At 71.3% G+C, this 26,490-nt stretch carries 24 protein-coding genes; 12 read left to right on the top strand and 12 right to left on the bottom strand.

Translation table 11 applies throughout. From position 1 onward, the window contains the following. Positions 1–9: 9 nt before the first annotated feature. Together AB0F61_RS04200 and AB0F61_RS04205 are read right to left on the bottom strand one after the other, a co-directional pair. The gene (locus tag AB0F61_RS04200; RefSeq protein ID WP_357803108.1) at positions 10–1,059 is read right to left on the bottom strand and encodes a nitronate monooxygenase; all 1,050 of its coding nucleotides are present in this window, start codon (positions 1,057–1,059) and stop codon (positions 10–12) included. Between the two features lie 31 nt (positions 1,060–1,090). Further along, entirely contained in the window at positions 1,091–2,203 is a 1,113-nt protein-coding gene (locus AB0F61_RS04205; protein WP_357803110.1) for a hypothetical protein, read from the bottom strand. 152 nt (positions 2,204–2,355) lie between these two features. Here AB0F61_RS04205 and AB0F61_RS04210 point away from each other — a divergent pair, with 152 nt between their 5' ends. Continuing rightward, positions 2,356–3,312: a hypothetical protein gene (locus AB0F61_RS04210; protein ID WP_357803112.1), complete on the top strand. Its 957-nt coding sequence runs from the start codon at positions 2,356–2,358 to the stop codon at positions 3,310–3,312. Between the two features lie 161 nt (positions 3,313–3,473). Then, positions 3,474–3,746, top strand: a complete 273-nt coding sequence (locus tag AB0F61_RS04215; RefSeq protein ID WP_357803113.1) for a hypothetical protein — start codon at positions 3,474–3,476, stop codon at positions 3,744–3,746. Between the two features lie 189 nt (positions 3,747–3,935). Here AB0F61_RS04215 and AB0F61_RS04220 read toward each other — a convergent pair whose 3' ends face one another. Then, entirely contained in the window at positions 3,936–5,204 is a 1,269-nt protein-coding gene (locus tag AB0F61_RS04220) for an Nramp family divalent metal transporter (RefSeq protein ID WP_357803114.1), read from the bottom strand. A 204-nt stretch (positions 5,205–5,408) separates the two neighbouring features. Here AB0F61_RS04220 and AB0F61_RS04225 point away from each other — a divergent pair, with 204 nt between their 5' ends. The 3 genes from AB0F61_RS04225 (at position 5,409) to AB0F61_RS04235 (ending at position 7,781) form a co-directional block, all read left to right on the top strand. Continuing rightward, positions 5,409–5,816, top strand: coding sequence for a GntR family transcriptional regulator (locus tag AB0F61_RS04225; RefSeq protein ID WP_357246013.1), 408 nt, complete (start codon positions 5,409–5,411; stop codon positions 5,814–5,816). 88 nt (positions 5,817–5,904) lie between these two features. Then, positions 5,905–6,795, top strand: coding sequence for an ABC transporter ATP-binding protein (locus AB0F61_RS04230; RefSeq protein ID WP_357803115.1), 891 nt, complete (start codon positions 5,905–5,907; stop codon positions 6,793–6,795). Beyond that, positions 6,792–7,781: a transporter gene (locus tag AB0F61_RS04235; protein ID WP_357803117.1), complete on the top strand. Its 990-nt coding sequence runs from the start codon at positions 6,792–6,794 to the stop codon at positions 7,779–7,781. The genes AB0F61_RS04230 and AB0F61_RS04235 overlap by 4 nt, the downstream gene beginning before the upstream one ends. A 47-nt stretch (positions 7,782–7,828) precedes the next feature. Here AB0F61_RS04235 and AB0F61_RS04240 read toward each other — a convergent pair whose 3' ends face one another. Next, complete coding sequence (locus tag AB0F61_RS04240; protein WP_357803119.1) at positions 7,829–8,917, bottom strand: crosslink repair DNA glycosylase YcaQ family protein; 1,089 nt, start codon at positions 8,915–8,917, stop codon at positions 7,829–7,831. A gap of 158 nt (positions 8,918–9,075) precedes the next feature. Between AB0F61_RS04240 and AB0F61_RS04245 the strand changes: the two genes are divergently transcribed. Then, positions 9,076–10,686 carry a hypothetical protein gene (locus AB0F61_RS04245; RefSeq protein WP_357803121.1) on the top strand — a complete coding sequence of 537 codons (1,611 nt, stop codon included), beginning with the start codon at positions 9,076–9,078 and terminating at the stop codon, positions 10,684–10,686. A gap of 51 nt (positions 10,687–10,737) precedes the next feature. Here the strand turns inward: AB0F61_RS04245 and AB0F61_RS04250 are convergent, their stop codons facing one another. The 5 genes from AB0F61_RS04250 to AB0F61_RS04270 form a co-directional block, all read right to left on the bottom strand. Beyond that, positions 10,738–11,994 carry an ROK family transcriptional regulator gene (locus tag AB0F61_RS04250; protein ID WP_357803123.1) on the bottom strand — a complete coding sequence of 419 codons (1,257 nt, stop codon included), beginning with the start codon at positions 11,992–11,994 and terminating at the stop codon, positions 10,738–10,740. 112 nt (positions 11,995–12,106) lie between these two features. Then, positions 12,107–13,210, bottom strand: coding sequence for a sugar-binding protein (locus AB0F61_RS04255; RefSeq protein WP_357803124.1), 1,104 nt, complete (start codon positions 13,208–13,210; stop codon positions 12,107–12,109). A gap of 53 nt (positions 13,211–13,263) precedes the next feature. Next, complete coding sequence (gene mmsB / locus AB0F61_RS04260) at positions 13,264–14,562, bottom strand: multiple monosaccharide ABC transporter permease (protein WP_357803126.1); 1,299 nt, start codon at positions 14,560–14,562, stop codon at positions 13,264–13,266. Further along, positions 14,559–16,106, bottom strand: a complete 1,548-nt coding sequence (gene mmsA / locus AB0F61_RS04265; protein ID WP_357803128.1) for a multiple monosaccharide ABC transporter ATP-binding protein — start codon at positions 16,104–16,106, stop codon at positions 14,559–14,561. Before mmsA ends, mmsB begins: the two co-directional genes overlap by 4 nt. 532 nt (positions 16,107–16,638) lie before the next feature. Beyond that, positions 16,639–17,817 carry a glutathione-independent formaldehyde dehydrogenase gene (locus AB0F61_RS04270; RefSeq protein WP_357803130.1) on the bottom strand — a complete coding sequence of 393 codons (1,179 nt, stop codon included), beginning with the start codon at positions 17,815–17,817 and terminating at the stop codon, positions 16,639–16,641. Between the two features lie 136 nt (positions 17,818–17,953). On the opposite strand from AB0F61_RS04270, the gene AB0F61_RS04275 reads away from it, so the two are divergent. Then, entirely contained in the window at positions 17,954–18,538 is a 585-nt protein-coding gene (locus tag AB0F61_RS04275; protein WP_357803131.1) for a WHG domain-containing protein, read from the top strand. Then, entirely contained in the window at positions 18,535–19,368 is an 834-nt protein-coding gene (locus tag AB0F61_RS04280) for an alpha/beta hydrolase (protein ID WP_357803133.1), read from the top strand. The genes AB0F61_RS04275 and AB0F61_RS04280 overlap by 4 nt, the downstream gene beginning before the upstream one ends. A 111-nt stretch (positions 19,369–19,479) precedes the next feature. On the opposite strand, the gene AB0F61_RS04285 is transcribed toward AB0F61_RS04280, so the two are convergent. Together AB0F61_RS04285 and AB0F61_RS04290 are read right to left on the bottom strand one after the other, a co-directional pair. Next, a complete protein-coding gene (locus tag AB0F61_RS04285) occupies positions 19,480–19,710 on the bottom strand; it encodes a 4-oxalocrotonate tautomerase family protein (RefSeq protein ID WP_357803134.1) in 231 nt (76 codons plus the stop codon). Positions 19,711–19,740: 30 nt separating this feature from the next. Then, positions 19,741–20,457: an SDR family oxidoreductase gene (locus AB0F61_RS04290; RefSeq protein WP_357803136.1), complete on the bottom strand. Its 717-nt coding sequence runs from the start codon at positions 20,455–20,457 to the stop codon at positions 19,741–19,743. 68 nt (positions 20,458–20,525) lie between these two features. On the opposite strand from AB0F61_RS04290, the gene AB0F61_RS04295 reads away from it, so the two are divergent. From AB0F61_RS04295 to AB0F61_RS04305, 3 genes are all read left to right on the top strand, one after another. Continuing rightward, positions 20,526–21,146, top strand: coding sequence for a TetR/AcrR family transcriptional regulator (locus AB0F61_RS04295; protein ID WP_357803138.1), 621 nt, complete (start codon positions 20,526–20,528; stop codon positions 21,144–21,146). Positions 21,147–21,258: 112 nt separating this feature from the next. Further along, positions 21,259–22,944 carry an ATP-binding cassette domain-containing protein gene (locus AB0F61_RS04300; RefSeq protein ID WP_357803140.1) on the top strand — a complete coding sequence of 562 codons (1,686 nt, stop codon included), beginning with the start codon at positions 21,259–21,261 and terminating at the stop codon, positions 22,942–22,944. Beyond that, the gene (locus tag AB0F61_RS04305; protein ID WP_357803141.1) at positions 22,934–24,388 is read left to right on the top strand and encodes an aminotransferase class V-fold PLP-dependent enzyme; all 1,455 of its coding nucleotides are present in this window, start codon (positions 22,934–22,936) and stop codon (positions 24,386–24,388) included. Before AB0F61_RS04300 ends, AB0F61_RS04305 begins: the two co-directional genes overlap by 11 nt. Positions 24,389–24,406: 18 nt before the next feature. Here the strand turns inward: AB0F61_RS04305 and AB0F61_RS04310 are convergent, their stop codons facing one another. Further along, positions 24,407–24,805 carry a hypothetical protein gene (locus AB0F61_RS04310; RefSeq protein WP_357803143.1) on the bottom strand — a complete coding sequence of 133 codons (399 nt, stop codon included), beginning with the start codon at positions 24,803–24,805 and terminating at the stop codon, positions 24,407–24,409. A gap of 372 nt (positions 24,806–25,177) precedes the next feature. Between AB0F61_RS04310 and AB0F61_RS04315 the strand changes: the two genes are divergently transcribed. Further along, entirely contained in the window at positions 25,178–26,428 is a 1,251-nt protein-coding gene (locus AB0F61_RS04315; protein WP_357803145.1) for a family 16 glycosylhydrolase, read from the top strand. The last annotated feature ends 62 nt before the right edge of the window (positions 26,429–26,490 follow it).

The following is a 26,490-nucleotide window of genomic DNA, read 5'->3' on the forward strand; positions in this document are numbered from 1 at the left end:
AGCCGCCGGTCAGCCCCAGCGTGCCGACCGCTCGACCACCGCCGCCAGTGCGGCTCGGGCGCCGGCACTCACCTCGGTGACCACGTCGGCTGCCGGCAGGTCCCGCGCGAGGGAGTGCGCCTGCCCCGCCCACAGGTTCGCGACCGACGCGTCGCCGTCGCGCCGGGCGGCGGCCAACAGCGGACGCGTCAGGTTGAGCACCTGGGGGTAACCGGTCGGTGCCGACGCGTCGTGCTGGCGCAGGAAGTCGTTGGCTACGCCCCGGGCCCGCTTGCCGGTGTACGACCGGGTCAGCGCGGTCGGCGCGGCCCCGGCCACCGCGGCCCGGTGCATCGGCGAACTGCCCGCCTCCGGGCAGCGCAGGAAGGCCGTGCCGAGCTGCGCGGCGGTGGCACCGGCAGCCAGCGCGGCGGCCAGCGCGGGACCGTCGACGACGCCCCCCGCGGCCACCAGGGGCAGGTGGCAACGGGTGGCGGCCAGCCGGAGCAGGGGCAGCAGCGCGTAGTCGTCGTCGTCCGGCAGACCACCCCGGTGCCCACCGGCCTCGGTGCCCTGCACCACCACCGCGTCCACACCCAGGTCGGCGGCGGCCGTCGCGGCGTCCGGGCGGGTGACGGTGGCCCACACCTCGGTGCCCCGCTCGCGCAGGGCGAGCACCGCCGCCCGGTCCGGCAGCCCGAACACGAAGGACACGACCGGGACCGGGTCCGCGAGCAGCGCGGCCACCTTCTCCGGGTACGCGTCGTCGCCGCCGACCGGCTCACCCAGCCTCACCCCGCGCTCGGCGGCCTGCGGGGCGAGCCGCTCGGCGTACGCCCGGACGGCGGCGTCGTCGACGCCGCCGGGGTCGGGCAGGAAGACGTTGACGCCGAACGGCTGGTCGGTGCGCGCGCGAACCTCCGCGACGTCGGCGGCCAACCGCTCGGTGTCGATCATCCCGGCGGCCAGGAAGCCCAGTCCACCGGCGGCGGAGACGGCTGCCGCCAGCGCTGGCGTGGACGGGCCACCCGCCATCGGGGCCGCGACGATCGGGTGACGCAACGTGGACAGCACGGACATCCCACCATCCTGCCGCACGGCGGGCGTCCGCTCAGCGGCGCGCCGTGTGCCGCCAGCGCAGCACGCCGGCCAGGCCGAGCAGCGCCAGCAGGACGCCGGCGCCGGCCGCCAGCAGCCAGGTACGGCCAACCGGGCCGGTGGCGTCCTCGGCGATCGGACGGACGAGGGTGGGCAACGCCGAGGCGGCGGATCCGGTCGGGCGCGCGGCGGTGGCCGGTCCGTCCGTGGCCGGGTAGCGCAGGATCGTCGGCCAGGTGCCCGCCGGCTGGTCGGCGGATTCGGAGACGGTGAGCAACGACCGGCCGTCGCGACTGTAGGTGACCGACTCGCCCTGGGGCTCGTCCGGCAACGGGGTGATCCGCGGGGTGCCGGTGGTCAGCGCGCGGACCACGTCGCCGTCGGGCACGTCGTACTCGAAGGCGTCGGCGTAGCTGCGCAGCACCACCCGATGCCCGTCCGGTGCGCTCGCCGCCCCGGTGATCACACCGCGCCCGAGGAACGAGAACGGGTTGCTGGTGCTGGTCGTCGGCAGGGTCACCTGGCCGACCGAGGCCAGCGGCGTCGTCGCCCCCGGCCGCAGCGCGGCGGTCGGCGCGTACAGGAAGACGGTGCCGCTGCCGCCCTTGGTGATGACAAGCGGCCGGTCGGACGCGTCGAGCAGCAGCGCCTCCGCGTCGTGCGGGCGGTCCGGGTAGGTCATCCGGTGCAGCACCGGCTCGTCCGACCCGGGAGCGAGCCGCCAGACGGCGATCGTCGGCCGGGAGTGGTCGTTGTCGCCGATGTCGGCGACCCAGACGGTGCCGTCGCGGCCGATGGCCAGGTCCTCGGTGTCGCGAGGGCGGGACGGGAAAGCCACCGCCCGGACCACCGCGCAGCGCTTGTCGAGGAAGAAGATCCGGCGGCGGGCCTCGTCGTCGGCACCGTCGTTGACGACCACGTACCCGTCGTCGGTGGCGACCATGCCGGAGAGCTCGCGGAGCCGGTCGTCGCGCACCTGGCAGACAGGCGTCCCGGCCGCCGCCGCACCCGCCGCCGCGCTCGCCCTCGGCAGCACCGCCGGTGTCAGCACCGCGGCGAGCACGGCAGCCACCGCCGCACCCGCACGGGAACGCCGCGCCCAGGTCAACCGCCCGCGTACCCGCATCGCCCACCCTCCTCGTCGCGACCGTGACGCGGCCACCCGCCCATCCTGGCCGATCCCGGCCACCGGCGGTGGTCATCGCGGGTACCCGCCCGCTCCCCCTGTCGATGTACTGTCACCCGGCTTGATCTTCAGTCTGAAGGGTGACAATGCCCGTGATCGACACGTGGGTGGTCCGCCGGTTCGGGCGGCCGCTGCGCCGCCTCAACCGTCCGGCCGTTGGTGCCGCCGTCGCCTGGGTGCCGCTCGCCGCGGTCATCTGTGGCCTCTTCACCGGCGCGTTGGCCAGCCGGGCCGCCTGGGAGACCTCCCGACCGCAACCCGACCGGGCCGAGGCCGGCGCGATCCTGGCCGAGGTGTTTCCCGGGCACGACCTCGGCGACATCGACGTCCCGCCCGCGCTCTTCGTCGTCTACGGGCACGCCTTGCGCCTGAAAACCGTCAAGACCCTGGTGTTCGGTGACGGTGGCGAATATCAGGAGAGCGCCACCGGCGCCGCCGCCTTCGGCGCGCCACCGGTGCCTGCCGAGCAGATCGTCGCGGTTGCCCGGGAACGCCTGACCGGTGCCGGCTGGCGGGTGTACGACCCGCAGGTGACCGAGGGCATCACCTGCGGGGACAAGGTGTGCGCCACACCGCGGGCGATCACCAACACCGCCCTGGTCGCCCGACGGGGCGACACCATCCTGAGCGCCTCGATCTCCACCCAGACCGCCGCCGAAGCCACCTACCTGTCGGTCGAGCTGCACCGCGCGCCACCCCCGGCGGTGCTCCCCGCCGGCGTGCTCGGCACGCTGCTGGGCGCGGTCGCGGGTTGGGTGGTCTTCGGCTGGGTCAGCCGACGTGTCGAGGGACGCCGGCGTCGCGGCCCGGTGAACGTCCTGTTCGGTGTGGCAGTGGTGCTGTGGTGGCTGCCGGTGCTGCTGGCCGCACCGCAGCTGCTGCGGCACCACCTGGGCGAGCCGCACCCGGCCCGGCACCCGTTGTGGGAGTGGCTGGGCCAGCCGGCGGCCTCGCTGCTCTTCCTGGTCGGCGCGGGATGCGCGCTGCTGGGGCTGGGGCTGGCCGCCAGGGCCCGCCGGGACACCACGGTCGAGCCGCCGGTCGGCTGACCACCGTTGGGCGCGGCCGTCGGCGGGTCACGGGCCGGTCGACTGCCCACTCCTGTCCACTCGACAACCCCGGATGATGGCTCTCTCCAGGCGTGCCGACGGCGGCGGCGGGTAGGCAGCGGCCCGGCGGCATGTCGACACCCGCCGGGCAGGAGGCTCCGATGAGCACGTACCGGGACGACCAGGGCGATACGTTTCCTCCTCCGGAGGCCGATGCCCTGGAGCAACGGCAGAACGCCGTCGACTACGGGCCGCCGGACCGGGTCTCGGGTGACGTCGACCCCGAAGCGTCCGAGGCGGACCTTGCCGAACAGGGCGCCCTCCCGGCGGGCACGCTCGAGGAGGTGACGTCGCTGCCGGCCGACGCCAATCCGGCCGACGCCCTCGAACAGCGCCAGGAGATCCCCACCCGCGACGAGGGCCGCCGCACCTGAGCGCGTACACCGCCGGCCCGGCCACCCACGCCGGGGTGCAGGTCGCCAACGCGTGTGATGCCTGTGAGTCATCAAGATGACTCACAGGCATCACGCTCGCGCGGACGGCACCTGGACGGCTCGGCTCAACCGACCACGTCCGACCAGCCAGCGAAGCCGGCCAGCCCGACCTGAGCCGGCCCAGCCAGCTCAGCCGGCGGTGACCTGCCACAGCAGGAAGGCGTTCAGCGCGACCACCAGCACGGCCACCAGCGACGCGGCGGCGGTGGTGAGCGGGTGGTTGACCAGGTTGCCCATCAGCTCGCGCCGCCTGGTGAACGCGACAACCGGGATCAGCGCGAAGGGGATGCCGAAACTGAGGATGACCTGGGACAGCACCAGGGCTCGGGTGGGGTCGAGGCCGATGGCGAGCACGGCCAGGGCGGGCAGCAGGGTGACCAGCCGGCGCAGCAGCAGCGGCACCCGCCGCCGCAGGAAGCCCTGCATGATCACCTCACCGGCGTAGGTGCCGACGCTCGTGGAGGCCAGCCCGGACACCAGCAGGGCGACCGCGAACCCGAACGCCGCCGCGGTGCCGATGGTCTGGCCGAGCCCGGCGTGCACTCCCTCCAGGCTGTCCGCGCCACCCGGGCCGCCGCCACGGAAGCTCGCAGCGGCGATCAGCAGCATGGCGAGGTTGACCGCGCCGGCCGCGCTCAGGGCGAGCAGCACGTCGGTGCGCTGGCCCCGGAACAGGACCCGACGCTCGGTGTCGTCGGTGGCCGGGATGCGGTCGCGGGTCAGTGCGGAGTGCACGTAGATGACGTGCGGCATGACCGTGGCGCCCAGGATGCCGGCGGCCAGCAGCACGCTGTCGGTGCCCTGGAGGCGAGGCACCAGACCGGCCATGGCCGAGCCGGGGTCCGAGCCGGACGCGAGCAGGTTGGCCGCGAAGGCCAGGACGATCACACCGAGCAGTACGGCGATGGCGATCTCGAAGGCGCGGAACCCGCGCGAGCGCAGGGCGAGCACGGCGAACGCCGCAGTGCCGATGATGAGCCCGCCGGGCAGCAGCGGGATGCCGAAGAGCAGGTACAGGGCGACCGCGCCACCGATCACCTCGGCCAGGTCGGTGGCCATGGCGACCAGCTCGGCCTGCACCCACATCAGCCGGTTCAGCGGCCGGGGCAGCCGCTCCCGGCACAGCTCGGGCAGGCTGCGCCCGGTGGCCAGTCCCAGCTTGGCGGTGAGGGTCTGCACCAGCATCGCCATCAGGTTGGCCACCACCACGACCCAGACCAGCAGGTAGCCGTAGCGGGCGCCGGCTGCGGAGTTGGTGGCGAAGTTGCCGGGGTCGACGTAGGCGACGGCGGCGACGAACGCCGGGCCGAGCAGGATCAGTCGCCCGCGTACCCGCCCGCGGGAACGGGCCACCTGCAGTGGAGTCGCTCTCGACGTCGCCACTTCGTTGGTGACCACCGAACACCTCCCCGTCGGCACGAATCGCGTGCCGGTCCCTTCCCGGTGGGCTGACCCGTTGGTGCCAACCTCTGGCCCGCCGGTGCCACCGAGCCCGACGCGCCGGAGGCACCGCGACGCGCCGCGGACTTGACAGCGGCGGGAACGCCGATGAAGCTGTCTATTAGTCCTACTGTCGTAGGACAACAGGAAGGATCATCGCGAGTGATCGAGTTCGTGTTGGACAGCCGGTCGAAGGTGAACACCTACATGCAGCTCGTGCAGCAGGTGAAGCAGGCGCTGCGCGTCGGTCTGCTGACGCCTGGCGACCAGTTGCCGAAGGTCCGGGACGTCGCGCAGTCACTGGCGATCAACCCGAACACGGTGCTGAAGGCGTACCGGGAGCTGGAGATCGAGGGTCTGGTCGGCGGCCGACCCGGGGTGGGCACGTTCGTCCAGCGCACCCTGGCCGGCGCGTCCCTGCCCAACCAGGCCGAGCTACGCGAGGACCTGGTCGCCTGGTTGCACCGCGCGCAGACCGCGGGCCTCTCGGCCGAGGACGTCATCGCCCTGGTGGAGACCACGCTGCGAGCCACCCTCGCCGACGACGCACCGCAGAAGGAGCCCGCCTGAGCGTGCGCGGCGAGCGAACCACCAGGCACCGAAGCAAGGGCTGCTCCGCCGCGAAGCCGGGGGCGCAGCCGGATCGAGAGGACAGAGGATGGACATGGTCTTGGAGGCCGACCGGCTGGGCAAGCGGTACGGCAGCACCTGGGCGTTGCGAGACTGTTCGCTGCACCTGCCGGCCGGCCGGATCGCCGCGCTGGTCGGGCCGAACGGCGCGGGCAAGAGCACACTGCTGCACCTGGCCGTCGGCCTGCTCAAGCCCGACGCGGGCGCGGTCCGGATCTTCGGCAGATCCCCGTACGGCGACACGGAGGGCCTGGCCGACATCGGATTCGTCGCCCAGGACACCCCGCTCTACCGGGACTTCACCGCCGCCGAGCTGGTCATCGCCGGCGGCAAGCTGAACAAGCGGTGGGACGCCACGCTGGCCCGCCAGCGGTTGGCACAGCTCGGCATTCCACCGGACCGACCGGTGGGCAAGCTCTCCGGCGGGCAACGGGCCCAGGTGGCGCTCGCCCTCGCGCTGGCCAAGCAGCCCCGGCTGCTGCTGCTCGACGAGCCGGTCGCCAGCCTCGACCCCCTGGCCCGGCGGGAGTTCCTCCAGTCGCTGATGGGCAGCGTCGCGGAATCCGGCACCACAGTCCTGCTCTCCTCGCACCTGCTGGCCGACCTGGAACGGGTCTGCGACTACCTGATCGTGCTCAACTCCGCCCAGGTGCAGCTCACCGGCGCCGTCGACGACCTGGTCGCCGAGCACCGCCAACTGGTCGGCCCCCGGCACGACGGCGGCGTCATCGGGGGCGTCGCCGCCGTGATCCGGGCCAGCCACACCGACCGGCAGTCCACGCTGCTGGTCCGCACCGACGGCCCGGTCACCGACCCGGCCTGGACGGTCCGCGAGGTCAGCCTGGAGGACGTCGTGCTGGCCTACCTGGCCGACGGCACCACGCAGACCAGGCACAGCGAGTGGGGAGTGGCAGCATGATCTGGTTGACCTGGCGGCAACACCGCAAGCAGGCGTTCTACACCCTGCTGGGGCTCGTGGCGCTCGCCGCGCTGCTGGTGCCGATCGGCCTGGCGATGCGGAACACCTTCGCCGACCTCGGGCTGACGGACTGCGCGCGCCAGCTCGCGGACACCAACGTGGCGGCGGCGACCCGGGAGACCTGCGACGCGGGCTTCCGGCGCTTCGGCAACCAGTACGGCAGCCTCAACCTGGTGGCCGTGCTGCTGATCACCCTGCCGGCGCTGATCGGCCTGTTCTGGGGCGCACCGCTTGTCGCCCGCGAGGTGGAACAGGGCACACACCGCTTCGTCTGGACCCAGGGCGTCGGCCGCACCCGCTGGGCACTGGTGAAGTTCGGGCTGGTGGGCGCGGGCGTCCTGGTCCTCGCGACGGTCTACGGGCTGGGCATGTCCTGGTGGGTCGACCCGCTCACCAAGGCCGCGCACGAGGGCCGGTTCGGCATGATCGTCTTCGATCTGCAGGGCATCGTCCCGATCGGGTACACCCTGTTCGCCGTGGCGCTCGGCGTCTTCGCCGGCACCGTCTGGAAGCGGATGCTGCCCGCCATGGGCATCACCCTCGCCGGTTACATCGGCGTACGGGCGGCGGTGGAGCTCCTGGCCCGACGGCACTACCAGCCGGCCCACACCCAGACCTTTCCGATCGAGGGGGAAGGGCCACCGGAGATCAGCCGGGGCGACTGGATCCTCGCCCAGGGCGTCCGGAACCCCGACGGCACGATGATCTCGGAGGGCGGCCGGATCCAGTGCCCGCCGGGTGGCAAGGGGCCGGACGGTCGGGTCTGCGGTGCGGAACTGGGACTCGAGCCGGGCGCGTACAACTGGCAGTTGTACCAGCCGGCGGACCGGTTCTGGCTGTTCCAGGGGATCGAGACGGGCATCTTCGTCGCCCTGGCCCTGCTCCTGCTCTACCTCGCCATCCGCCGGGTGCGTCGGATCGCGTAGTCGACGACCGGTGATCGCCGGGGCCACGGGGGCTCGGCGATCACCGGTCAGCGCAGGCCCTCGACGGTCAGCGCCAGCCAGGACGCGAGGTCGCGCAGCTCGTCGTGCACGGCCCGGGTCAGCTCCCCGGAGAAGGGCACGTCCTCGTGGACGGCGTGCACGGTGAGCGTGCCCCGCCGGCGGTCCGCGCTCGCGTCGACCTTCCCGACCAACCGGTCGCCGTGCAGGATCGGCAGCGCGAAGTAGCCCCACCGTCGGCTCGCCTTCGGTTTGTACATCTCCAGCACGTACTCGTACTCGAAGAGCTCCGCCAGGCGGACCCGGTCGTGCACCAGCCGGTCGAAGGGCGACAACAGCGCCGTACGCCCAGAGAAGGGCTGCCCGAGCGCGGCCGGGTCCACCCGCCACTGCCCCGCGACGCCCTCGACGACGGCCGGCTCCCCCGCGTCACCGACGTCCGCCGGCTCGCCGGGCAGGACCGTCGTCTTCGCCCGGGCGATGCCCAGCGCCCGCAGTCGCCGCTCGTTGCGCAGCCGGAGCGCCTGCTCCAGCGGCACGACTGGCGTGTCGGCCGGGTAGACCCGCTCGGCCACGTCCCACAGGCGCTGTCGGCCCTGGCGGCCGGCGATCGCGACCTCGCCGCGCGCGACCAGGAACTCCAGCATCTGGGTGACGTTGCGGTTGTTGGTCCAGCCCGACGACGGCCAGGGCACCGCGCACGTGTCCGGGATGTCGCGGGAGAGCAGTGGCCCGGTGCGGCCGAGCAGGTCGAGCACGTCCCGCCGGAAGGAGTCGTTGACGCGCAGCCACTCGCGCTCCCGCCGGTGGGTGGGCCAGGCCGCCATCGCCGCGAGATAGAGCCCCAGATCGTCCATCGGCCGCATCATCGCCTGGTGCTCGAAGAGCGTCCGGTCCCGTTCGAGGGCCTGGCGCACCTGCGCCGGCTGGTACGACGAGCCGAGCCGGCTCCAGCAGACCAGGTCGGCGCTGGGCGCGACGACCGCCGTCGGGTCGATCTGCACAAGCGTCAACTGACGCACCATCGTCAGCAGATCGGTCGGACGTGCAGCGGCGAGCAGTTGGGCCCGGACGGCGATCTGTCGCGCCTGGGCCCGATCGAGTTGGTGGGGAACCACGCCGCCGAGCCTAACCTCGGCCACCGACAACGCCCCGGTCGGCGAAGTCGGATTCCGGCCCGTCGCCAACGCGACTCAACGTGCCGATCCGCTCACCCGCAGTGCTCCGATGTGGACTCCGGGCCCGGGTTGGCCGGACCGTAGCGATGGGAGCACGCGTGAAGTCCAGAATCCTCCGCCGGGTCGCCGCGTCGGCCGTGGCGCTCGGCTGCGCCGTGCTGGGCGCGGTGGCGTTGCCTGCCGCTCCGGCGTCGGCCAGCCCGATCCGCAACGCGACCGCCTGGTCGGTGCTGCTGTGCAAGTTCAGCGACAAGCCGGCGGAACCACAACCGCCGTCGCACTTCGCCAACTTCCTCACCGCGGCCGGGGTCGGCACCGGCGGCGTGGCGGACTATCTCGCCGACCAGTCCGGCGGGCGGGTGTCGCTGGCCGGCTCGGTGGTGCGGGGCTGGTATTCGATGCCGTACACGCTTGCGCAGTTCCAGTCGATCGACAGGTGGACCCGGATCCAGCGCTGCGTGGACACCGCGGCGACCGCCGGCTACGCGGTGCCCGCCGGCAACCGGATCGCGGTCATGCTCAACGACTGGGTGGATTCCGGTGCGGCCGGCGGCCGGGTGCTGCTCGACCCGGGCGCCTGGAACGTCGGCTTCGCCGCCCACGAGATGCTGCACGGCTACAACCTGGACCACTCGTTCTCCAACGACACGACGTACCAGAACGCGCCCTGGTCGCAACCGGGCGAGTACGACGACCCGTGGGACGAGATGAGCGCCATGCACATCCACGCCTTCGGGACCGCCAACTACGGCACCAGCGCCGTCGGCCTGAACGGGCCGCACCGCGACGAGCTGGGCTGGCTGCCGAAGAACCGGGTCTTCACCATGGCCGCCGACGGGGTCGGCTCGCGCACCCTCACGCTGGCCCCGCTGGAGGTGCCCGCCGCGAGCGGCCCGCAGCTCGTCCGGATCCCGTTCGACCCGGCCGACCTGTTCCACTACTACACGGTCGAGTTCCGCCGGAAGACCGGCTGGAGCGCCGGCATCCCCGCCGACACCGTGCTGCTGCACGAGGTCCGCAACGGCACGCCCACCCTGCTGCGTACCGGGCCCGGCGGCGGCCCGGCCCAGTCGCTCAACGCCAACGGTGTGCAGATCGGCGTGAACTGGCTCTCCGGCAACTCCGCGTCCGTGACCGTGACCACCGACGTGGTCAACCGCTGCGTCCAGGGGTACGTCTGGCGCGAGGCCCGCGCCGGCGACCTCGTCTGTGTCACAGGTGCGACGCGCAGCCAGGTGTGGGCGGACAACGCCGCCGCGGCCAGCCGCTGGGTGAACGGCCCGTACGGTCCGCACACCTGCGTCGCCGGGTACGTGTGGCGTGAGGCGTACGCCGGGGACGACGTCTGCGTCACCGGGGCGCAGCGCAGCCAGGCCGCCGCCGACAACGCCGCCGCTGCGTCCCGGCGCAACCCGGCCCGGCTGGTGTCCGGCCCGAACACCTGCGTCAGCGGGTACGTGTGGCGCGACGCCGACCAGTCCGACTACGTCTGCGTCAGCGGCACGACCCGCTCCCAGGTGCTGGCGGACAACGCGGTCGCCGCGAGTCGCTGGGTCAGTGGCCCGTACGGCCCGCACACCTGCGTGGCCGGCTACGTGTGGCGCGAGGCGTTCATCGGCGACGACGTCTGCGTCACCGGGGCGCAGCGCAGCCAGGCCGCCGCGGACAACGCCGCCGGCCCCGGCCGGGTGCTACGACCGGCAGGTTGACCGACCGCGCCCCCGGTGGATCGACCACCGCTGGCGCATCTGTCGGGTGGGTCAGGACGCGGTCGCGGCCTGGCCCACGACGCCGACGTTGAGCGGGTCGGCCAGGAGCTTGTCGAAGGCCAGCTCGGCGGCGCCGATGAGGGCGGCGTCGCGGCCGAGTGCCGCCGCGCGCAGCCGTAGGTGCTCGCGGGACGCCGGCAGCGGCATGGTGTCCAACCGCTCGCGGACGGCGTCCGCTCCGGCGGTGAAGATGTCCCGGAGCGATCCGCCGAACACCACGGCATCCGGGTTGACCACGTTCACCAGGTTGGCCACCCCGAAGCCGAGCCACCCAGCGACCTGCTCGACGGCGTCCCGGGCGGTTCGGTCGCCGTCCGCCGCCGCGCGCAGCACCTCGGCCACCGCCGCGCGGTCGCTCGGATCGCGGCCCGCGTGCCGCAACAACGCGGCTTCGGAGATCTCGGTCTCCCAACAGCCACGTGAACCGCAGCCGCAGGGCAGACCGTTGGGGTTGACGACCATGTGGCCGACCTTGCCGCTGTGACCGCGGTGGCCTATCACCAGTCGGCCACCGACGATGATGCCGGCGCTGATGCCGAGGTCGCCGTGCAGGTAGATGACGTCGTCGGTGCCCACCGCCACGCCCCGGACGTGCTCGGCCAGCCCGGCGATGTCGGCCAGGTCACCTGCCACGAAACCGGGGCCGCCGCTGAACTCCGCCTCCAGTGCGACGGCGAGCGTCTCGTCGATGCTGGCGATCCGGATCCGGCCGGCCTGGTCACGGGTGGTGTCGGTGACCGCAACGGCGCCGCCGACAAGCAGCGCGTCGGCGGCCACCGACCGTTCCATGTCCCGGACCAGGTCGGCGAGGGGCCTGACGGCGTCGACAGCCGACAGGCCACTGGGTCGCGGTATCTCCCGCCGATCGAGGATCTCCCCGCCGAGGCCGACCCGGGCGGCACGTAGACGGTCGGCGTCGATGCTCAACGCGTGTGCGTAGACGCGGTCGAAGCGGGGACTGACCACGAGTGAGGGCCGGCCGGCGCGGCGGGCGGTGGTCGGTGCCTCCTCGGTGACCAGGCCGCTGGCGACCAGGTCGGCCGCGAGGGCGCCGATGGTGCTTCGGTTGAGGCCGAGCCGGCTTGTCAGTTCGGCCCGGGACGTCGGCCCGTGCACGTGGACGTAGCGCAGCACGGCGCCGAGATTCTGCCGCCGGATCTCCTCCTGGCTGGCTCCGGGTACCGACGGCAGCGAGGGCTCGGTGTGGCGGCCGATGCCGGCTGGCCTGGACCGGACGGGTGGTGCCACGGTCAGACCTCCTTCCGGATCGGTGCCGGGTGGTGCGGGGCTGTCCGGACGACGATGGGTCCCGGAAGAGGAGACCCGGGACCCATCGGCGTTGCTACCTGTCGTGCGGTGATTACTTGGTGAGCGGCGCGAGCTTCGGGTCGTTCGCGTACGCCTCGGCCGCGTTCGCCTTGGTGACGGCGACCGGCGGGAGCAGGAACGTGTCGACGACCTTGCTGCCGTTGTTGTAGGACTTGGTGTCGTTCACCTGCGGCTTGTCACCGGCCTGGAGAGCCTTGACCATGTTGATGGTCTCCTTCACCAGGTTGCGGGTGTCCTTGTTGATCGTCATGTACTGCTCACCCTTGACGATCGACTTGACCGACTCCACCTCGGAGTCCTGGCCGGTGACGATCGGGGTCGGCTTGCCGGCACCCTTGACCGAGGTCAGGATGGCGCGGGCCAGGGTGTCGTTCGGGGAGAGGACGCCGTCCAGCTCCTTGTTGCCGTAGGTCGAGGTCAGCAGCTGGTCCATGCGGGCCTGCGCACCCTCGGCCTTCCAGCCCTGGATGGCGGTCTGCTTGACGTCCTTCTGACCCGAGGCGACGACGACGGTGCCCTTGTCGATCTCCGGCTTGAGCACGCTCATCGCGCCGTTGAAGAAGACACCTGCGTTGTTGTCGTCCGGCGAGCCGGAGAACAGCTCGATGTTGTACGGGCCGTTCGGCTTCTTGGCCTTCATGCCGTCCAGCAGGGCCTGGCCCTGGAGCTGGCCGACCTTGAAGTTGTCGAACGCGACGTAGTAGTCGAGGTCCGGGGTGTTGGTGATCAGCCGGTCGTAGGCGATGACCTTCACACCGGCCGCGTGGGCCGCCGCGACCTGGGTCGACAGCTGTGCGGCGTCGGTCGCGCCGATGACGATGACCTTGGCGCCCTTGGTCACCATGGAGGTGATCTGCGCCTGCTGGTCGGCGACCGTGGTCGACGCACCGGCGTACTGCACGTTGCCCTGGAAGCCGGCCTCCTTGAGGCCGTTGGTGAACAGGTCACCGGCGAGGACCCAGTTCTCCGAGGTCTTGGCCGGGAGGGCCACGCCGATCAGGGAGTTGGCCGGGAAGCCCTTGGCGGCCTCGCCGCTGGTGCCGGAGTCGCCGTCACGGCCGGAGCCGCAACCGGCGAGGGCCAGCATGGCGGCGGCGCTGATGGCGACCACCGACGTGCCGAAGAATTTACGCATGGTGAGGACTTGCCTTTCTGGATGTGTAACCGGGGTGGTGAGGTCGGTGACCGTCAGCCGGACACCGCTGCCTTGGCGGGCTCGCGCTCCGCGTCCGGCGGTGAGGCGGGCGAGGCGGAGTCGTCGCGGCGGAACGGCCGCATCAGGCTCCCGATGATGGAGAAGCGCCCCTGGCTCTTGTTGTAGACGTCGATCGCGACGGCCAGCAGCAGGACCAGACCCTTGATGATCTGGACGCGGTCGGTGCCGACGCCCATGAGCTGCAGGCCGTTGTTGAGCACGGCCATGACGAGACCACCGACGATCGAGCCGCTGATGGTGCCGATGCCGCCGGAGACGGCCGCGCCACCGATGAACACCGCGGCGATGGCGTCCAGCTCCCAGCCGTTGCCGTCCTGCGGTCCGGAGGCCGCCGAACGGGCCACGAAGATCATGCCGGCCAGCGCGGCCAGGACGGACATGTTCATCATGACGAAGAAGTTGACCCGCTTGAGTTTCACGCCGGACAGCTCGGCCGCCCGGGAGTTGCCGCCCACCGCGTAGATGTGCCGGCCACCGGCCGTGTTGCGGGTGTAGAAGGAGTACGCGATCACCAGCACCAGCAGGATGATCCCCGAGATCGGGAAGCTGGTGCCGACGCGACCGCTGGCGAAGCGCAGCGAGGCGAAGGCGATCACCCCGACCATGATGGCCATCCGCAGGATCGAGACCCACATCGGCGCCGGGTCGGCGTCCATCGCCCGTCGGGTGTTGCGGGCCCGGATCTCGCGCCACACCACCGCCACGGCCGCGACCAGGCCGAGGAGCAGCGTGGCGTTGTTGTAGCCGGTGTTCGGACCGAACTCGGGCAGGAAGCCGGAGCCGATCTCCCGGAAGCCCTCCGGCACCGGGATGGTGTTGGCGTTACCGATGTACTGGTTGCCGCCGCGGAACAGCAGCATGCCGGCCAGGGTGACGATGAACGCCGGGACTCCGATGTACGCCACCCAGAATCCCTGCCAGGCGCCGATGACCGCGCCGATGGCGAGGCCGAACACGATGGCGGCGGGCCAGGGCAGGTCCCACTCGGTCATCGACTTGGCGACCAGGATGCCCGCGAAGGCCGCGACCGAGCCGACCGACAGGTCGATGTGTCCGGCCACGATCACCATGAGCATGCCGATGGCCAGGATCAGAATGTAGGAGTTCTGCTGGAACAGCGCGATCAGGTTGTCCGACCGCAGGGTCAGGCCATCGGTCAGGATCTGGAACAGGACGACGATCGCCACCAGGGTGAAAATCATCCCGAACTGGCGCGCGTTGGAGGTCGTACCTCCAAACAGATTCTTCTGAAGGTCCTTGATACGGCTCATCGGGAGGCCAACTTCTTCGTCGAGGTCATCTGCTTCATGAGGTTTTCCGGGGTGGCGTCCGCCCGAGCGATCTCGCCCGTGATGGCGCCTTCGAACACGGTGTAGATGCGGTCGCAGAGCCCGATCAGCTCAGGCAGCTCCGAGGAGATGACGACAACGCCCTTCCCCTGGTCGGCGAGCCGCTGGATGATGCCGTAGATCTCGTACTTGGCACCCACGTCGATGCCGCGCGTCGGCTCGTCGAGGATCAGCAGGTCCGGGTCGGTGAACATCCACTTCGCCAGGACGACCTTCTGCTGGTTGCCGCCGGAGAGCTTCGAGACGCTCTCGTCGACCGTCGGGGCCTTGGTCCGCAACTCCTTGCGGTACGCCTCGGCCGCCTGGTATTCCTCGACCTCGTTCAGGACGCCGTGGTGCGAGATCTTGGACAGCTTGGCGGCCACCGTCGACGACTTGATGTCGTCGAGCAGGTTGAGGCCGATCGCCTTGCGGTCCTCGCTGACGTACGCGAGCCCGTTGTCGATCGCGTCCGCGACCGACTTCAGGACGATCTCCTTGCCGTCCTTGATGATCGTGCCCGACTCGTACACCCCGTAGGAGCGGCCGAAGATGCTCATGGCGAGTTCGGTACGGCCCGCGCCCATCAGGCCGGCGAAGCCGACGATCTCGCCGCGACGCACCACGAAGCTCTCGTTCTTGCAGACCTGCCGGTCGGCGGAGATCGGGTGCCTGACATTCCAGTCGCGGACCTCGAAGAAGACCTCACCGACCTTCGGGGTGTGGTCCGGGAACCGACTGTGCAACTCCCGGCCGACCATGCCCCGCACGATCCGGTCCTCGTCGACCCCGTCCGCCTTGACGTCGAGGGTCTCCACGGTCCGGCCGTCGCGCAGGATGGTGATCTGGTCGGCGATCGCCTCGATCTCGTTCAGCTTGTGCGAGATCATGATCGAGGTGATGCCACGGGAGCGGAAGCCGCGCAGCAGGTCCAGCAGGTGCCGGGAGTCCGCCTCGTTCAGCGCGGCCGTCGGCTCGTCCAGGATGAGCAGCTTCACGTCCTTGGCGAACGCCTTGGCGATCTCCACGAGTTGCTGCTTGCCGACGCCGATGTCCTTGATCAGGGTGTCCGGGTCCTCCTGGAGACCGACCCGGGCCATCAGGTCCAGCGCCATCCGGTTCGCGGCCTTCCAGTCGATCGCGCCCCGCTTGCGCGGTTCGTTACCGAGGAAGATGTTCTCGGCGATCGACATGCCGGGAATGAGCGCGAGCTCCTGGTGGATGATCACGATTCCGGCGTTCTCGCTGGCCCGGATGTCGGAGAACTTGCTCTCCGACCCCTGGTAGACGATCTGGCCGTCGTAGCTGCCGTACGGGTAGACCCCGCTGAGGACCTTCATCAGCGTGGACTTGCCCGCACCGTTCTCGCCGCAGATGGCATGGATCTCACCGGCGCGAACCACCAGGTTGACGTCGGAGAGGGCCTTGACTCCGGGGAACTCCTTGGTGATGGAGCGCATCTCAAGGAGGATCGGCACGTCGCTCATCGCTCGTACCACCTCGCCAACGTCATCGGTTGCCTCCGGAAGGTTGAACCTTCACTTGGTTTTGTTGTTGACGGCAACGTATTGCGGCCGCAGGGCCATCCGCAAGGCGAGGGACTGTTGAAAAAGTAACAATCCGGCAATATAGACGAAGCAGAGTATTCGCCCGTCACAGCCGCCTCCGCAGCCCCTCCCGGCACCTTCGCCTGCCGGTGGCAACGTTGTCAAATGGAAGACAACGCCGCGATCGGCTCCCATCATCCCCGACAGGCCCACCACCAGCGCTGATCCGCGTCGGGCCGGAGACGGGACGCCACGTCGCCCGCTCGTCATCATCGAATGATCTTGATCGGGCCGCGGGGTCCGCACCGAGCCCCGGACGGCACGACGATCCTCGACGGACGATGTGACCCACGCCTCTACCGACGGGTCGGATCGACAGTGATCGTCGCGTCGCGCCCGCCACCAGGGGAGGGATCTGCGGCTTAACGGCCCTCAAGGGCGAATCGAGGCTGTCCGCGCCGACGCCGACGCGTCAACTCGGGCGCAGCACCACCTTGATCACCCCGTCCTCCCGGCGGTCGAAGCGGCGGTACAGCTCCGGCGCGTCGGCCAGGCTGCCGTGGTGGGTCACGACGACGCTGGGCCGGGCCCGACCGGCGACGACCAGGTCGCGCAGCAGCACCGTGTAACGGCGGTCGTGGGTGCGGCCGAACCGGACGGCGACGCCCTTGGCGAACAACGTCCCCCACGGGACGACGAGATCCTCGTGGGCGTCCGCGCCGGGCCCGGGACGCAGGTCCTTCTCCGGATACACGCCCGCGACCGCGATCGCGCCGGCCGGGTTGACCAACCGGGCGGCGTCGGCGATGACCTGGTCCGGGCGTTCCCGCTCGGGGTGCTCCCGGTCGCGGGCCTGGAACCCGACCGCGTCGATCACCTTGTCGACACCGCCCAGCTTCTCCTCGCCGAGCGGCAGCCCGACCCGGGCCCGGTCGGCGCGGATCTGCTCGACCGGGTCCCCCCGGCGGAAATCGACAGGCACGGCACCGATCTCCCCGGCCTTGTCGAGCCGCGCCTCGACGCCGTCGACGCAGTAGACGACCCGGGCACCCCGCAGCAGGGCCGCGTAGGCGCCGAGCAGGCCGATGGTGCCGGCGCCGAAGACGGCCACCGTGTCACCGGCCTCGACCCCGGCAAGGGTGGCGGCGGAGTGCCACCCCGTGACGAACGCGTCGGCAAGCAGCACGAAGTCGTCCTCGTACCCGTCCCCCGGCTCGCCAGGCACCGGTACGCAGTTGGCGTCGGCCCAGGGCACGCGCAGCAGGTCGGCCTGGGCACCCCGATAGGGGCCCATCCCGGCGTAGCCGTACGCCGCGCCCGGCCCCTCCGCCCGCGCCCGCAGACAGGCGGCCGAGAGCCCCCGGGCGCACATCACGCACGTCCCGCAGAAGAGGTGCGTGGGGATCACCACGCGGGTGCCCGGCCGGACGGTCTGCACCGCCCGGCCCACCTCCTGCACCACGCCCAGTGGTTCGTGGCCGAGCACCAGCCCGGGGTCGGCACCGGTCCGCCCGTCGTACATGTGCAGGTCGGTGCCGCACAGCGCGGTGGAGGTGATCCGCACCAGGGCGTCGGTCTCCGCCTCCAGCGTCGCGTCGGGCACCTCCCGCACGGCGACGGTCCGGACGTCGGCGTAGACGACGGCTCGCATCCCGGGCCTCCTGTTCGGTGACGAAAGAGCGGTCTTCCCCCGACTGGGCCGTTCATGCCCCGGGCCGGTGGACCGGGCGGACGGGGGTGTTATCTTAGGGCCCCTAAGTTTCTTCCTAGCGAGACAAAGGTTCGGTATGCCACGGCAGGGACTGACCAGCGCGCGCGTTTCGGCCGCCGCGGCCGAACTGGCCGACGCGGTCGGCCTGTCCCGGTTGACAGTCGCGGCCGTCGCCCGGCACTTCGGCGTCTCGGACGCCGCGCTCTACGTGCACGTCCGCAGCCGCGACGCGTTGATCGAGCAGGTCGCGGTCCGGGCGGCTGCCGCTTTCGCCGACGAGCTCGCGATCGCCGTGGCCGGGCGGGCGGGCCACCGGGCTCTCGTCGGGTTCGCCGACGCCTGGCGCGCGTTCGCCGTGGCGCACCCCGGGCAGTACGCCGCGACGCAGCTCCCGCTTCCACCGGAGGTCGGCACGGGTTCGGCCGGGCATCTGCGGTTGATCGAGCTGAGCTACGCGATGCTGCGCGGCTACGGGCTCGACGAGCCGGCGCTTACCGACGCGATGCGATTCGTCCGCAGCACCCTGCACGGCTTCGCGAGTCTCGAAGTCGTCGACGGCTTCGGCCATCCCCGCGCCGTCGACGCGTCGTGGCACTCGATCCTCGACGCGGTCCACACGACGCTCAGCAACTGGCCGACCGGAGAACAGGAGCAGCAGTGAGCAGCCCCGACCAGTACGTCGAGTCCTCCGACGGGACGCGCCTGGCGCTCCGGCGCCTGGGTGCCGGCGACCCCGTCGTCCTCGTGCACGGCTCGGGTGGTGGGCTGCACTCCTGGGCCACCGTCGCCGACCAGCTCGCCCGTGACCACGAGGTGTGGCTGCCGGCCCGCCGCGGCTACGGTCCCAGTGACGTCCCGCCCGGCCCCAAGTCCTTCACCCAGGAGACCGCCGACCTGCTCGCGGTCGTCGAGGCGGCACGCCAGCCCACCGGCAGGACCGTCCATGTCGTCGGCGCCTCGTACGGAGCGACACTGGCGTTGCACACCGCCTCGGCCGATCCGCGCGGCATCCGCTCGCTTGCCATCTTCGAGCCTCCGCTCTTCGCGGCCGGAGCGGAGATCGCACCCCTGCTGGCCCGGTACCGTTCCGCCTTCGCCCGCGACGACGCGGCGGCGATGGCAGCGGCGTTGAACGAGGTGACCCGGGTCCCGGCGGCGATCGTCGCCGCGCTCGCCGCCTCGGCGGGCGACCGGACGCCCGACCCGGTCGAGGCGCGGCGGGCGGCGACCGGCTGGCTGCACGACCTCGAGGCCCTCGCCGGGGACAGCACGGACATCAGCCGGTGGTCCTCGATCACCGTGCCGACTCTGCTGCTGGCCGGCGCGGACACCTGGGAGCCGATGCCCACGACGATGAACACGCTCGCGCGGACGATTCCGGCGGCCCGCTACGTCGTCTGGGCGGGTCAGTCGCACTTCGTGACCATGACGGCACCCACCCTGGTCGCCGACGCGCTGCGGCAGTTCTTCGTCGAGGCCCCGCCGGCCTAGGGCGCGGCAGCGGCTCGGCTCTTCCGGCCTACCTTCCGCCGGGCGCCGCCCGGGCAGGATCCGCACCAGCGGCGCGGATCCTGCCCCGGACGTCGGCGGGCACCCTCGGCCCTACTCGGGCACCTGCTGCTTACGGAACTGTTCGACCGGGAGGCCGCCGCGACCCCAGTTCTCGGTCTCGACCTCGTCGATCACCACGAAGGTCGACGTCAACGGCTTGTTCAGGACGTCGCGCAGCAGCTCGCTCACGCCCTTGATGAGGGCGGCCTTCTCCTCGGCGGTCGCCGCGGACGCCCCCGCGGTGCTGCCCTCGCGGGTGATCTGGATGGTCACGATCGGCATCGTCTACTCCCTTTCCGGTGTGCGGTGGCGTCAGTGACCGGCGTTCTGGCCGCCGTCGACGTGCAGGATCTCGCCGGTGACGAAGGGGGCGGACTCGAGGTAGAGGACGGCGTCGACCACGTCGCTGGTCTCGCCCATCCGGCCGACCGGGTGCAGGCCCGCGAGCGTCTGGTGCGTCTCGACCGGGTGCATCGGGGTCTTGATGATGCCGGGCGCGACGGCGTTGACCCGTACGCCGCGGGCCGCGTACTCGATGGCCAGGGACTTGGTGGCGGAGCTGATGCCGCCCTTGGTCAACGACGCGAGCGCCGACGGAACGTGCGAACTGGGCTGGTCGACGAAGCTTGTCGTGATGCTGACGATGTGCCCCGATCCCCCGGCCAGCAGGTGCGGCAGGACGCGTCGGGTGAGGTGGAAGAACCCGGCGAGGTTGACAGCGGTGACCTGGTCGAACTCCTCGTCGGTGTAGTCGGTGAACGGCTTGGCGACGAAGACGCCGGCGTTGTTCACCAGGGTGTCGATCCGCCCGAACCGGTCCAGAGCGGCACGCACCACCCGCTCCGCGGTGTCGGCCTCGGCGATGTCACCCCGAACCGTGACGACCTCCGGGTCGTGGGACGCGCCGATCGAGCGTGATGTCGCGACGACGCCGTACCCGAGCTTGCGGTACGCGTCCACGAGGTCGGCGCCGATGCCCTGGGAGGCGCCGGTGATCACCACGACCTTCTGTGCCTGACTGCTGTTCATGAGAAGACAACTTCCTCTAGACGACTGGTCTACTAAAAGCTAGCCGACCGGTCGTGTATTGTCGAAGCATGGGACGGACAAGTGACGCGAGGAACAAGATCCTGGACGCGGCCGCCGCGCTGATCGAGCAGCGCGGCTACACGGCGCTCGGGGTGGCCGAGATCTGCTCGGCGGCGGGCGTGCCGAAGGGCAGCTTCTACTACTTCTTCGAGTCCAAGCAGGCACTCGCCCGCACCGTCATCGACGAGCACTGGGTCACCCAGCGCCGCCAGTGGGAGCAGGTGCTCGTCAGCGAGCGCGACCCGCTACAGCGGCTGCAGGACCTGTTCGAGGCCACCGAGGACATCCAGCGCGTCGGCAAGCAGAAAGCCGGCGTGGTCGCCGGCTGCCTGTTCGGCAACCTCGCCCTCGAACTCAGCAACCAGGCCGAGGAGATCCGCGGTCGGCTCCAGGAGATCTTCGAGGAGCAGATCAGCCTCATCGAGCAGGTCGTCGTCGAGGCGAAGGACCGCGGCCTGGCGGGCCCGGCGGTCGACAGCCGGGAGGCCGCCCGATCGATCGTCGCGCAGATCGAGGGACGGGTCCTGCTCGCGAAGTTGCTCAACGACCCCGGCCAGCTGGAGATGCTGTGGCGCAACTGCCTGGACCTCCTCCAGGTGCCGGCGCAGGCCAGGACCACCACCGGCTGAACGGCCGACTGTCGTCGACCGTCCACTCCGGGCGCACTGCGCGGCCACTCAGTAGCATCGGCGGGGCACGATGTTCAGGCGGACCACTCCCCGACCGGATCGAGCAGCCGACATGACGACCGAGCAGACCACCTCTCCTTCGCGTACCGGCGTCGGCATCGCCGCCGGTGGTCTCGGCCAGACCGTTCGGGGCGGTCGCCAGATCCTGGACGACATCTCGCTGACCATCGCGCCTGGCGAACTGGTCGCGATCATCGGCGTCAGCGGCGCCGGCAAGACGAGCCTGCTGGAGCTGCTGGCCGGGGTACGGCGACCGACGGCGGGCACCGTGACCTACGACGGCACCGCCCCGGCGGGCGCGATCGGTTTCGTCCCGCAGGACGACATCATCCACCGCGAGCTGCCACTGGCCCGCACCCTGCGCTACGCCGCCCGACTGCGCCTGGCACCCGGCACCGGGCCGGCCGAGGTCACCCGCCGCGTCGCGGAGGTGCTCGCCGAACTGCGCCTCACCGAACGGGCCGCCACCGGAGTGGGCCTGCTCAGCGGTGGTGAACGCAAACGCGCCAGCATCGCCGTCGAGCTGCTCACCCGGCCCGGCGTGTTCTTCCTGGACGAGCCCACCTCGGGGTTGGATCCGGCGATCGCCGTGGAGCTGCTGCGGGTGCTGCGTACGCTCGCCGACTCCGGGACCACGGTCGTGCTCACCACCCACCAGATCACCGACGTGGACCGCTGCGACCGGGTGGTCGTACTGACCCGTCAGGGCCGACTGGCGTTCAGCGGCACGCCCGCCGCCGCCCGGGAGTTCTTCGACCTGCGGTCCCTCGTCGAGGTGCACCCTCGGCTCGACGAGGCGTCGCATCCGGCCGAGTGGCCCGATCGCTTCGCCGCGCAGCGCGACGACAGCGGACCGGCCGGTGCGGTAGGCGGCGGGGGCAGCGCCCTGCCGGCGCCCCGGCGGGTCGGCCGGCTGCGCCAGTGGGCCGTCCTCACCGCCCGCGACGCGGAGATCGTCGTCCGTAATCGGCTGACCCTGGCGATCCTGCTCGGCTCGCCGTTGATGGTGCTCGCCATGTTCGCCCTGCTGTTCCGACCGGGGGCGTTCGAGCCCACCCGGCCGAGCCCGACCGTGACCGTGATGATCCTGTTCTGGATCGCGTTCGGCGGTTTCTTCTTCGGGCTCACCTACGGGTTACTGCAGATCTGCACCGAGCTGCCGATCCTGCGCCGGGAGCGGCTGGCGGGTGTCCGGCTGCTGCCGTACCTGATGGGCAAGGTCGCGGTGCTGCTGCCGCTGCTGGCCCTGGTGGACCTGGCCCTGCTCGGGGTGTTGCGCGGGATCGACCGGCTGCCGCCGGTCGACGGCACCGACTTCGCGGCCCTGTACGCGACACTGCTGCTCTCCTCGGCGGCGGCGCTCACCCTCGGCCTGCTGTGCTCCGCGGCGGTCTCCGACGCGGCCCAGGCGACGCTCATGCTGCCGATGCTCTGCTTTCCGCAGGTGCTCTTCGTCGGTGCGATCCTGCCGGTGCCGGCCATGGCGGTCGGTGGTCAGTGGCTCAGCTTCGCGATGTCCAACCGCTGGGCGTTCGAGGGTCTGGGGCACACCGCCGGGGTGGAACGACTCTGGCGCGACGGCGGCTCCCCGCTCGGTCCACCGCTGCTGGCCACGTACGGTGACAGCTTCTCCCGGCCGGTCTGGGTGAACTGGCTGGTGCTCGGCGGCTTCACGGTGCTCTTCCTCGTCGCCGCCTGGGCGGTGCTGGTCCGACGGGACCCCCGCCGTGCGTCCTGAGCCGATCCCGCACGCCTCCCCCACGGCGCTGCCGGGATACGCCGCCACCGGCCGGATCGACGAGCTGCGCGCCACCGAATACCGGCACCTGGACAGCGGCGGGCAGGTGTACCTCGACTACGCCGGGGCCGGGGTCGCGGCGCAGGCCCAGGTACGCGAACATCACGACCGGCTGCTCGCCGGCCTGTACGGCAACCCGCACTCGGAGAACCCGAGCAGCGCGGCGGCCGGTTCCCTGGTGGAGTCGGCACGACGCGCGGTGCTCGACTTCTTCCGCGCGGACCCGTCCGAGTACGCGGTGGTCTTCACCCCGAACGCCAGCGGCGCCTGCCGGCTGGTCGGTGAGGCGTACGACTTCGGCCGCGCCGCTCCGCTCGTGCTGACCTGGGACAACCACAACTCGGTGAACGGCATCCGCGAGTACGCCCGGGCGGCCGGCGCGGCCGTGCGCTACGTGCCGCTGAGCGGGCCGGAGCTGCGGGTCGCCGAGTCGGCCCTGTCCACGGTGCTCGACGCCAGCCGTGGCCGGCGGTGGGGTCGGGGTCGGCGAGGGCTGTTGGCCTATCCGGCGCAGAGCAACTTCTCCGGCGTGCAGCACCCGCTGGGCTGGGTGGAGTTGGCCCACCAGCACGGCTACGACGTGCTGCTCGACGCCGCCGCCTTCGCGCCGACGAATCGGCTGGACCTCAGCGTCGTCCGGCCGGAGTTCGTGTGTCTGAGCTGGTACAAGCTCTTCGGCTACCCGACCGGGGTTGGCGCGTTGCTGGCCCGCCGGGACGCGCTGGCCCGGCTGCGCCGGCCGTGGTTCGCCGGTGGCACGATCCGCGCGGTAAGCGTGCAGGGTGACTGGCACCGGTCGATGGACGACGAGTCGGCGTTCGAGGACGGCACGCTCAACTTCCTGAGCATCCCGGACGTGGAGTTCGGGCTGCGGTGGCTGGACTCGATCGGGGTGGACCTCGTGCACTCCCGGGTCGGTCTGCTCACCGAGTGGCTGCTGGCGCGGCTGACCACGCTGCGGCACGCCAGCGGTCAACCCCTGGTCCAGGTGTACGGGCCGACGACGGGCGCGGGCCGCGGCGGCACCGTGACGTTCAACCTCCGCGACCCGGACGGCACCCTTGTCGATGAGCGGCTGGTCGCGCGGGAGTCGGCGGCGGCCGGTTTCGCCCTGCGCACTGGCTGCTTCTGCAACCCGGGCGCGGGTGAGGGCGCGTTCGGGATCAGCCGGGAGTCGCTGCGGCGGCGGTTGTTGGCGCGGGTCGACACGATCGACAGCTACCTTGCCGCGCTGCGCCTGCCGACGGGTGGGGCGGTCCGTGTCTCGTTCGGGCTGGCGTCCACCGCCACCGACGCGGAACGCTTCGTCGCCTTCGTCCAGTCGACCTACCTGGACCGTGGGGTCGGCGTCGAGGCTCCCCTGCCACCGCGGTTGCGCTGTTGACCCTTGCGCGCAGGCGCGTCAGCTGACCTGGGCCACGGGCGCCGGGCGGTGCCTGATCTCCTCCATGAACGGGAACCGGGCGGTGAGCTCGGCGACCGTCAGCCCGGCCTGCCAGGCCGCGGCCACCTTGGCGACCTGCAACAGGTCCATCACGTCGCCGCGGGCCAGCACCTCGCCCGACACCCGCAGGTCGATCATGAAATATCGGGCCTGCGATCCCAGCTTCACGCAGACCACGCCCTGCTCGGAGTGCAACTCGGCGCAGGTGAATCGGCTCCGCCCCTGCTCGGGGGCGGTGACCCGGCCGAGATCGAGCCCGTGTCGGGCAGCGGTTTCGATGAGCGCGGGGGCCAGACCACCTCGCTCGACCAGGTCCGGGTAGAGGCGCACACCCAGCGCCGTCGACGCGTCGCTCATGACTGACTCCCACTTCCTTGTGACAGAGACCAGCAGCGCGCAGGTTACGAGGAGGTTTCCCGCACGCCTCGTCATCCTGTCCCGGGTGGACGCCCCACGGCAATAGGAAGGGTCGATTCGACCGCTATCGAGTAACACTCGTCCGGGCGGTGCGGGCCACCCGGACGAGCCCGACCGCTGCGGTCGTCGCGTCCATCTCGGAGTCACTGGCGATCGCCGTACCGCGCGCGGGGTGGAGGGCGCGAAGGGCGATGCGGGTGCATTGGAAACACTCTTGACAGAAAGACACGATATCGACATCCTTCTCTACAGAGAGCGCTCTCCGCCCTTTTCCTCGCGCAGCCTCCACCACTCCCCGCTGAGGAGCCCCCCGTGTTCACAGCCCGCACCCGGTCTCGTCCCCTCGTACTCCTGGCGGTCGCCCTCGTCGCGACCGCCGCGGCGCTCGTCCCGGCGCATCCCGACCGAGCCGAGGCCGCCATCGGCCCCATCAGCTGGCAGGACGAGTTCAACTCCCCGGCCGGCACCCCCGTCGACCAGAACAAGTGGCGCTTCGACATCGGCGGCGGCGGTTGGGGCAACAACGAGCGGCAGTACTACACCAACAGCACCAGCAACGCCGTCCACGACGGCCAGGGCAACCTCGTCATCACGGCCCGCCGGGACAATCCCGCCAACTACCAGTGCCACTACGGGCGCTGCGAGTACACGTCGGCGCGGCTGCTGTCGGCGGCCACCTTCACCCAGACCTACGGCCGATTCGAGGCCCGGATCAAGATTCCGCGCGGCCAGGGCATCTGGCCGGCGTTCTGGATGCTCGGCACCGGCGGCGGATGGCCCGACGCCGGCGAGATCGACATCATGGAGAACATCGGCCGGGAGCCCAACACCGTCTACGGCACCGTGCACGGGCCCGGCTACTCCGGCGGCGGCGGCATCACCGGCAGTCGCAGCATCGGGGCGCCACTCGCCGACGGCTTCCACACCTACCGGGTGGACTGGGAGCCGAACGTGATCACCTGGTACCTGGACGGGGTCCAGTACCACCGGGTCGATCCCGCGCGACTCGGCGGCAACCGCTGGGTGTTCGACCACCCCTTCTTCATGATCCTCAACGTCGCGGTGGGCGGTAACTGGCCCGGCTACCCGGACGGCTCCACGCAGTTCCCGCAGCAGATGCTCGTCGACTACGTGCGAGTGTCCAGCTACACCTCCGGAGGCGGCGGCGAGCCGACACCCGGCACCAGCCGGATCCGGGGCGCGCAGAGCGGGCGGTGCATCGACATTCCCAGCGCCAACCCGGTCGAGGGCGCCAAGTTGCAGATCTGGGACTGCAACACCACAGCGGCCCAGGCCTGGACCTTCGCCTCCGACGGGACGGTCCGCGCGATGGGCAAGTGCATGGATCCCGCCTGGGCCGGCACGGCGAACGGCACCGAGGTCAACCTGGTCACCTGCAACGGCAACACCGCGCAGCGCTTCACCCTCAACGCCGCCGGCGACCTGGTCAACCTCAACGCCAACAGGTGCGTGGACGTGCGGGACGCCAACCCCAACAACGGCGGCAAGCTGCACCTGTGGGACTGCATCGGTGCGGCGAACCAGAAGTGGTCCCGCGTCTGAGCGACACCCGGCACGGATGGGGGGCCGCCCGCGGCAGCAGCGTCGGGCGGCCCCGCACCCTG

It is taken from the genome of Micromonospora sp. NPDC023888 (assembly GCF_040639415.1).
Taxonomy (GTDB): Bacteria; Actinomycetota; Actinomycetes; order Mycobacteriales; family Micromonosporaceae; genus Micromonospora.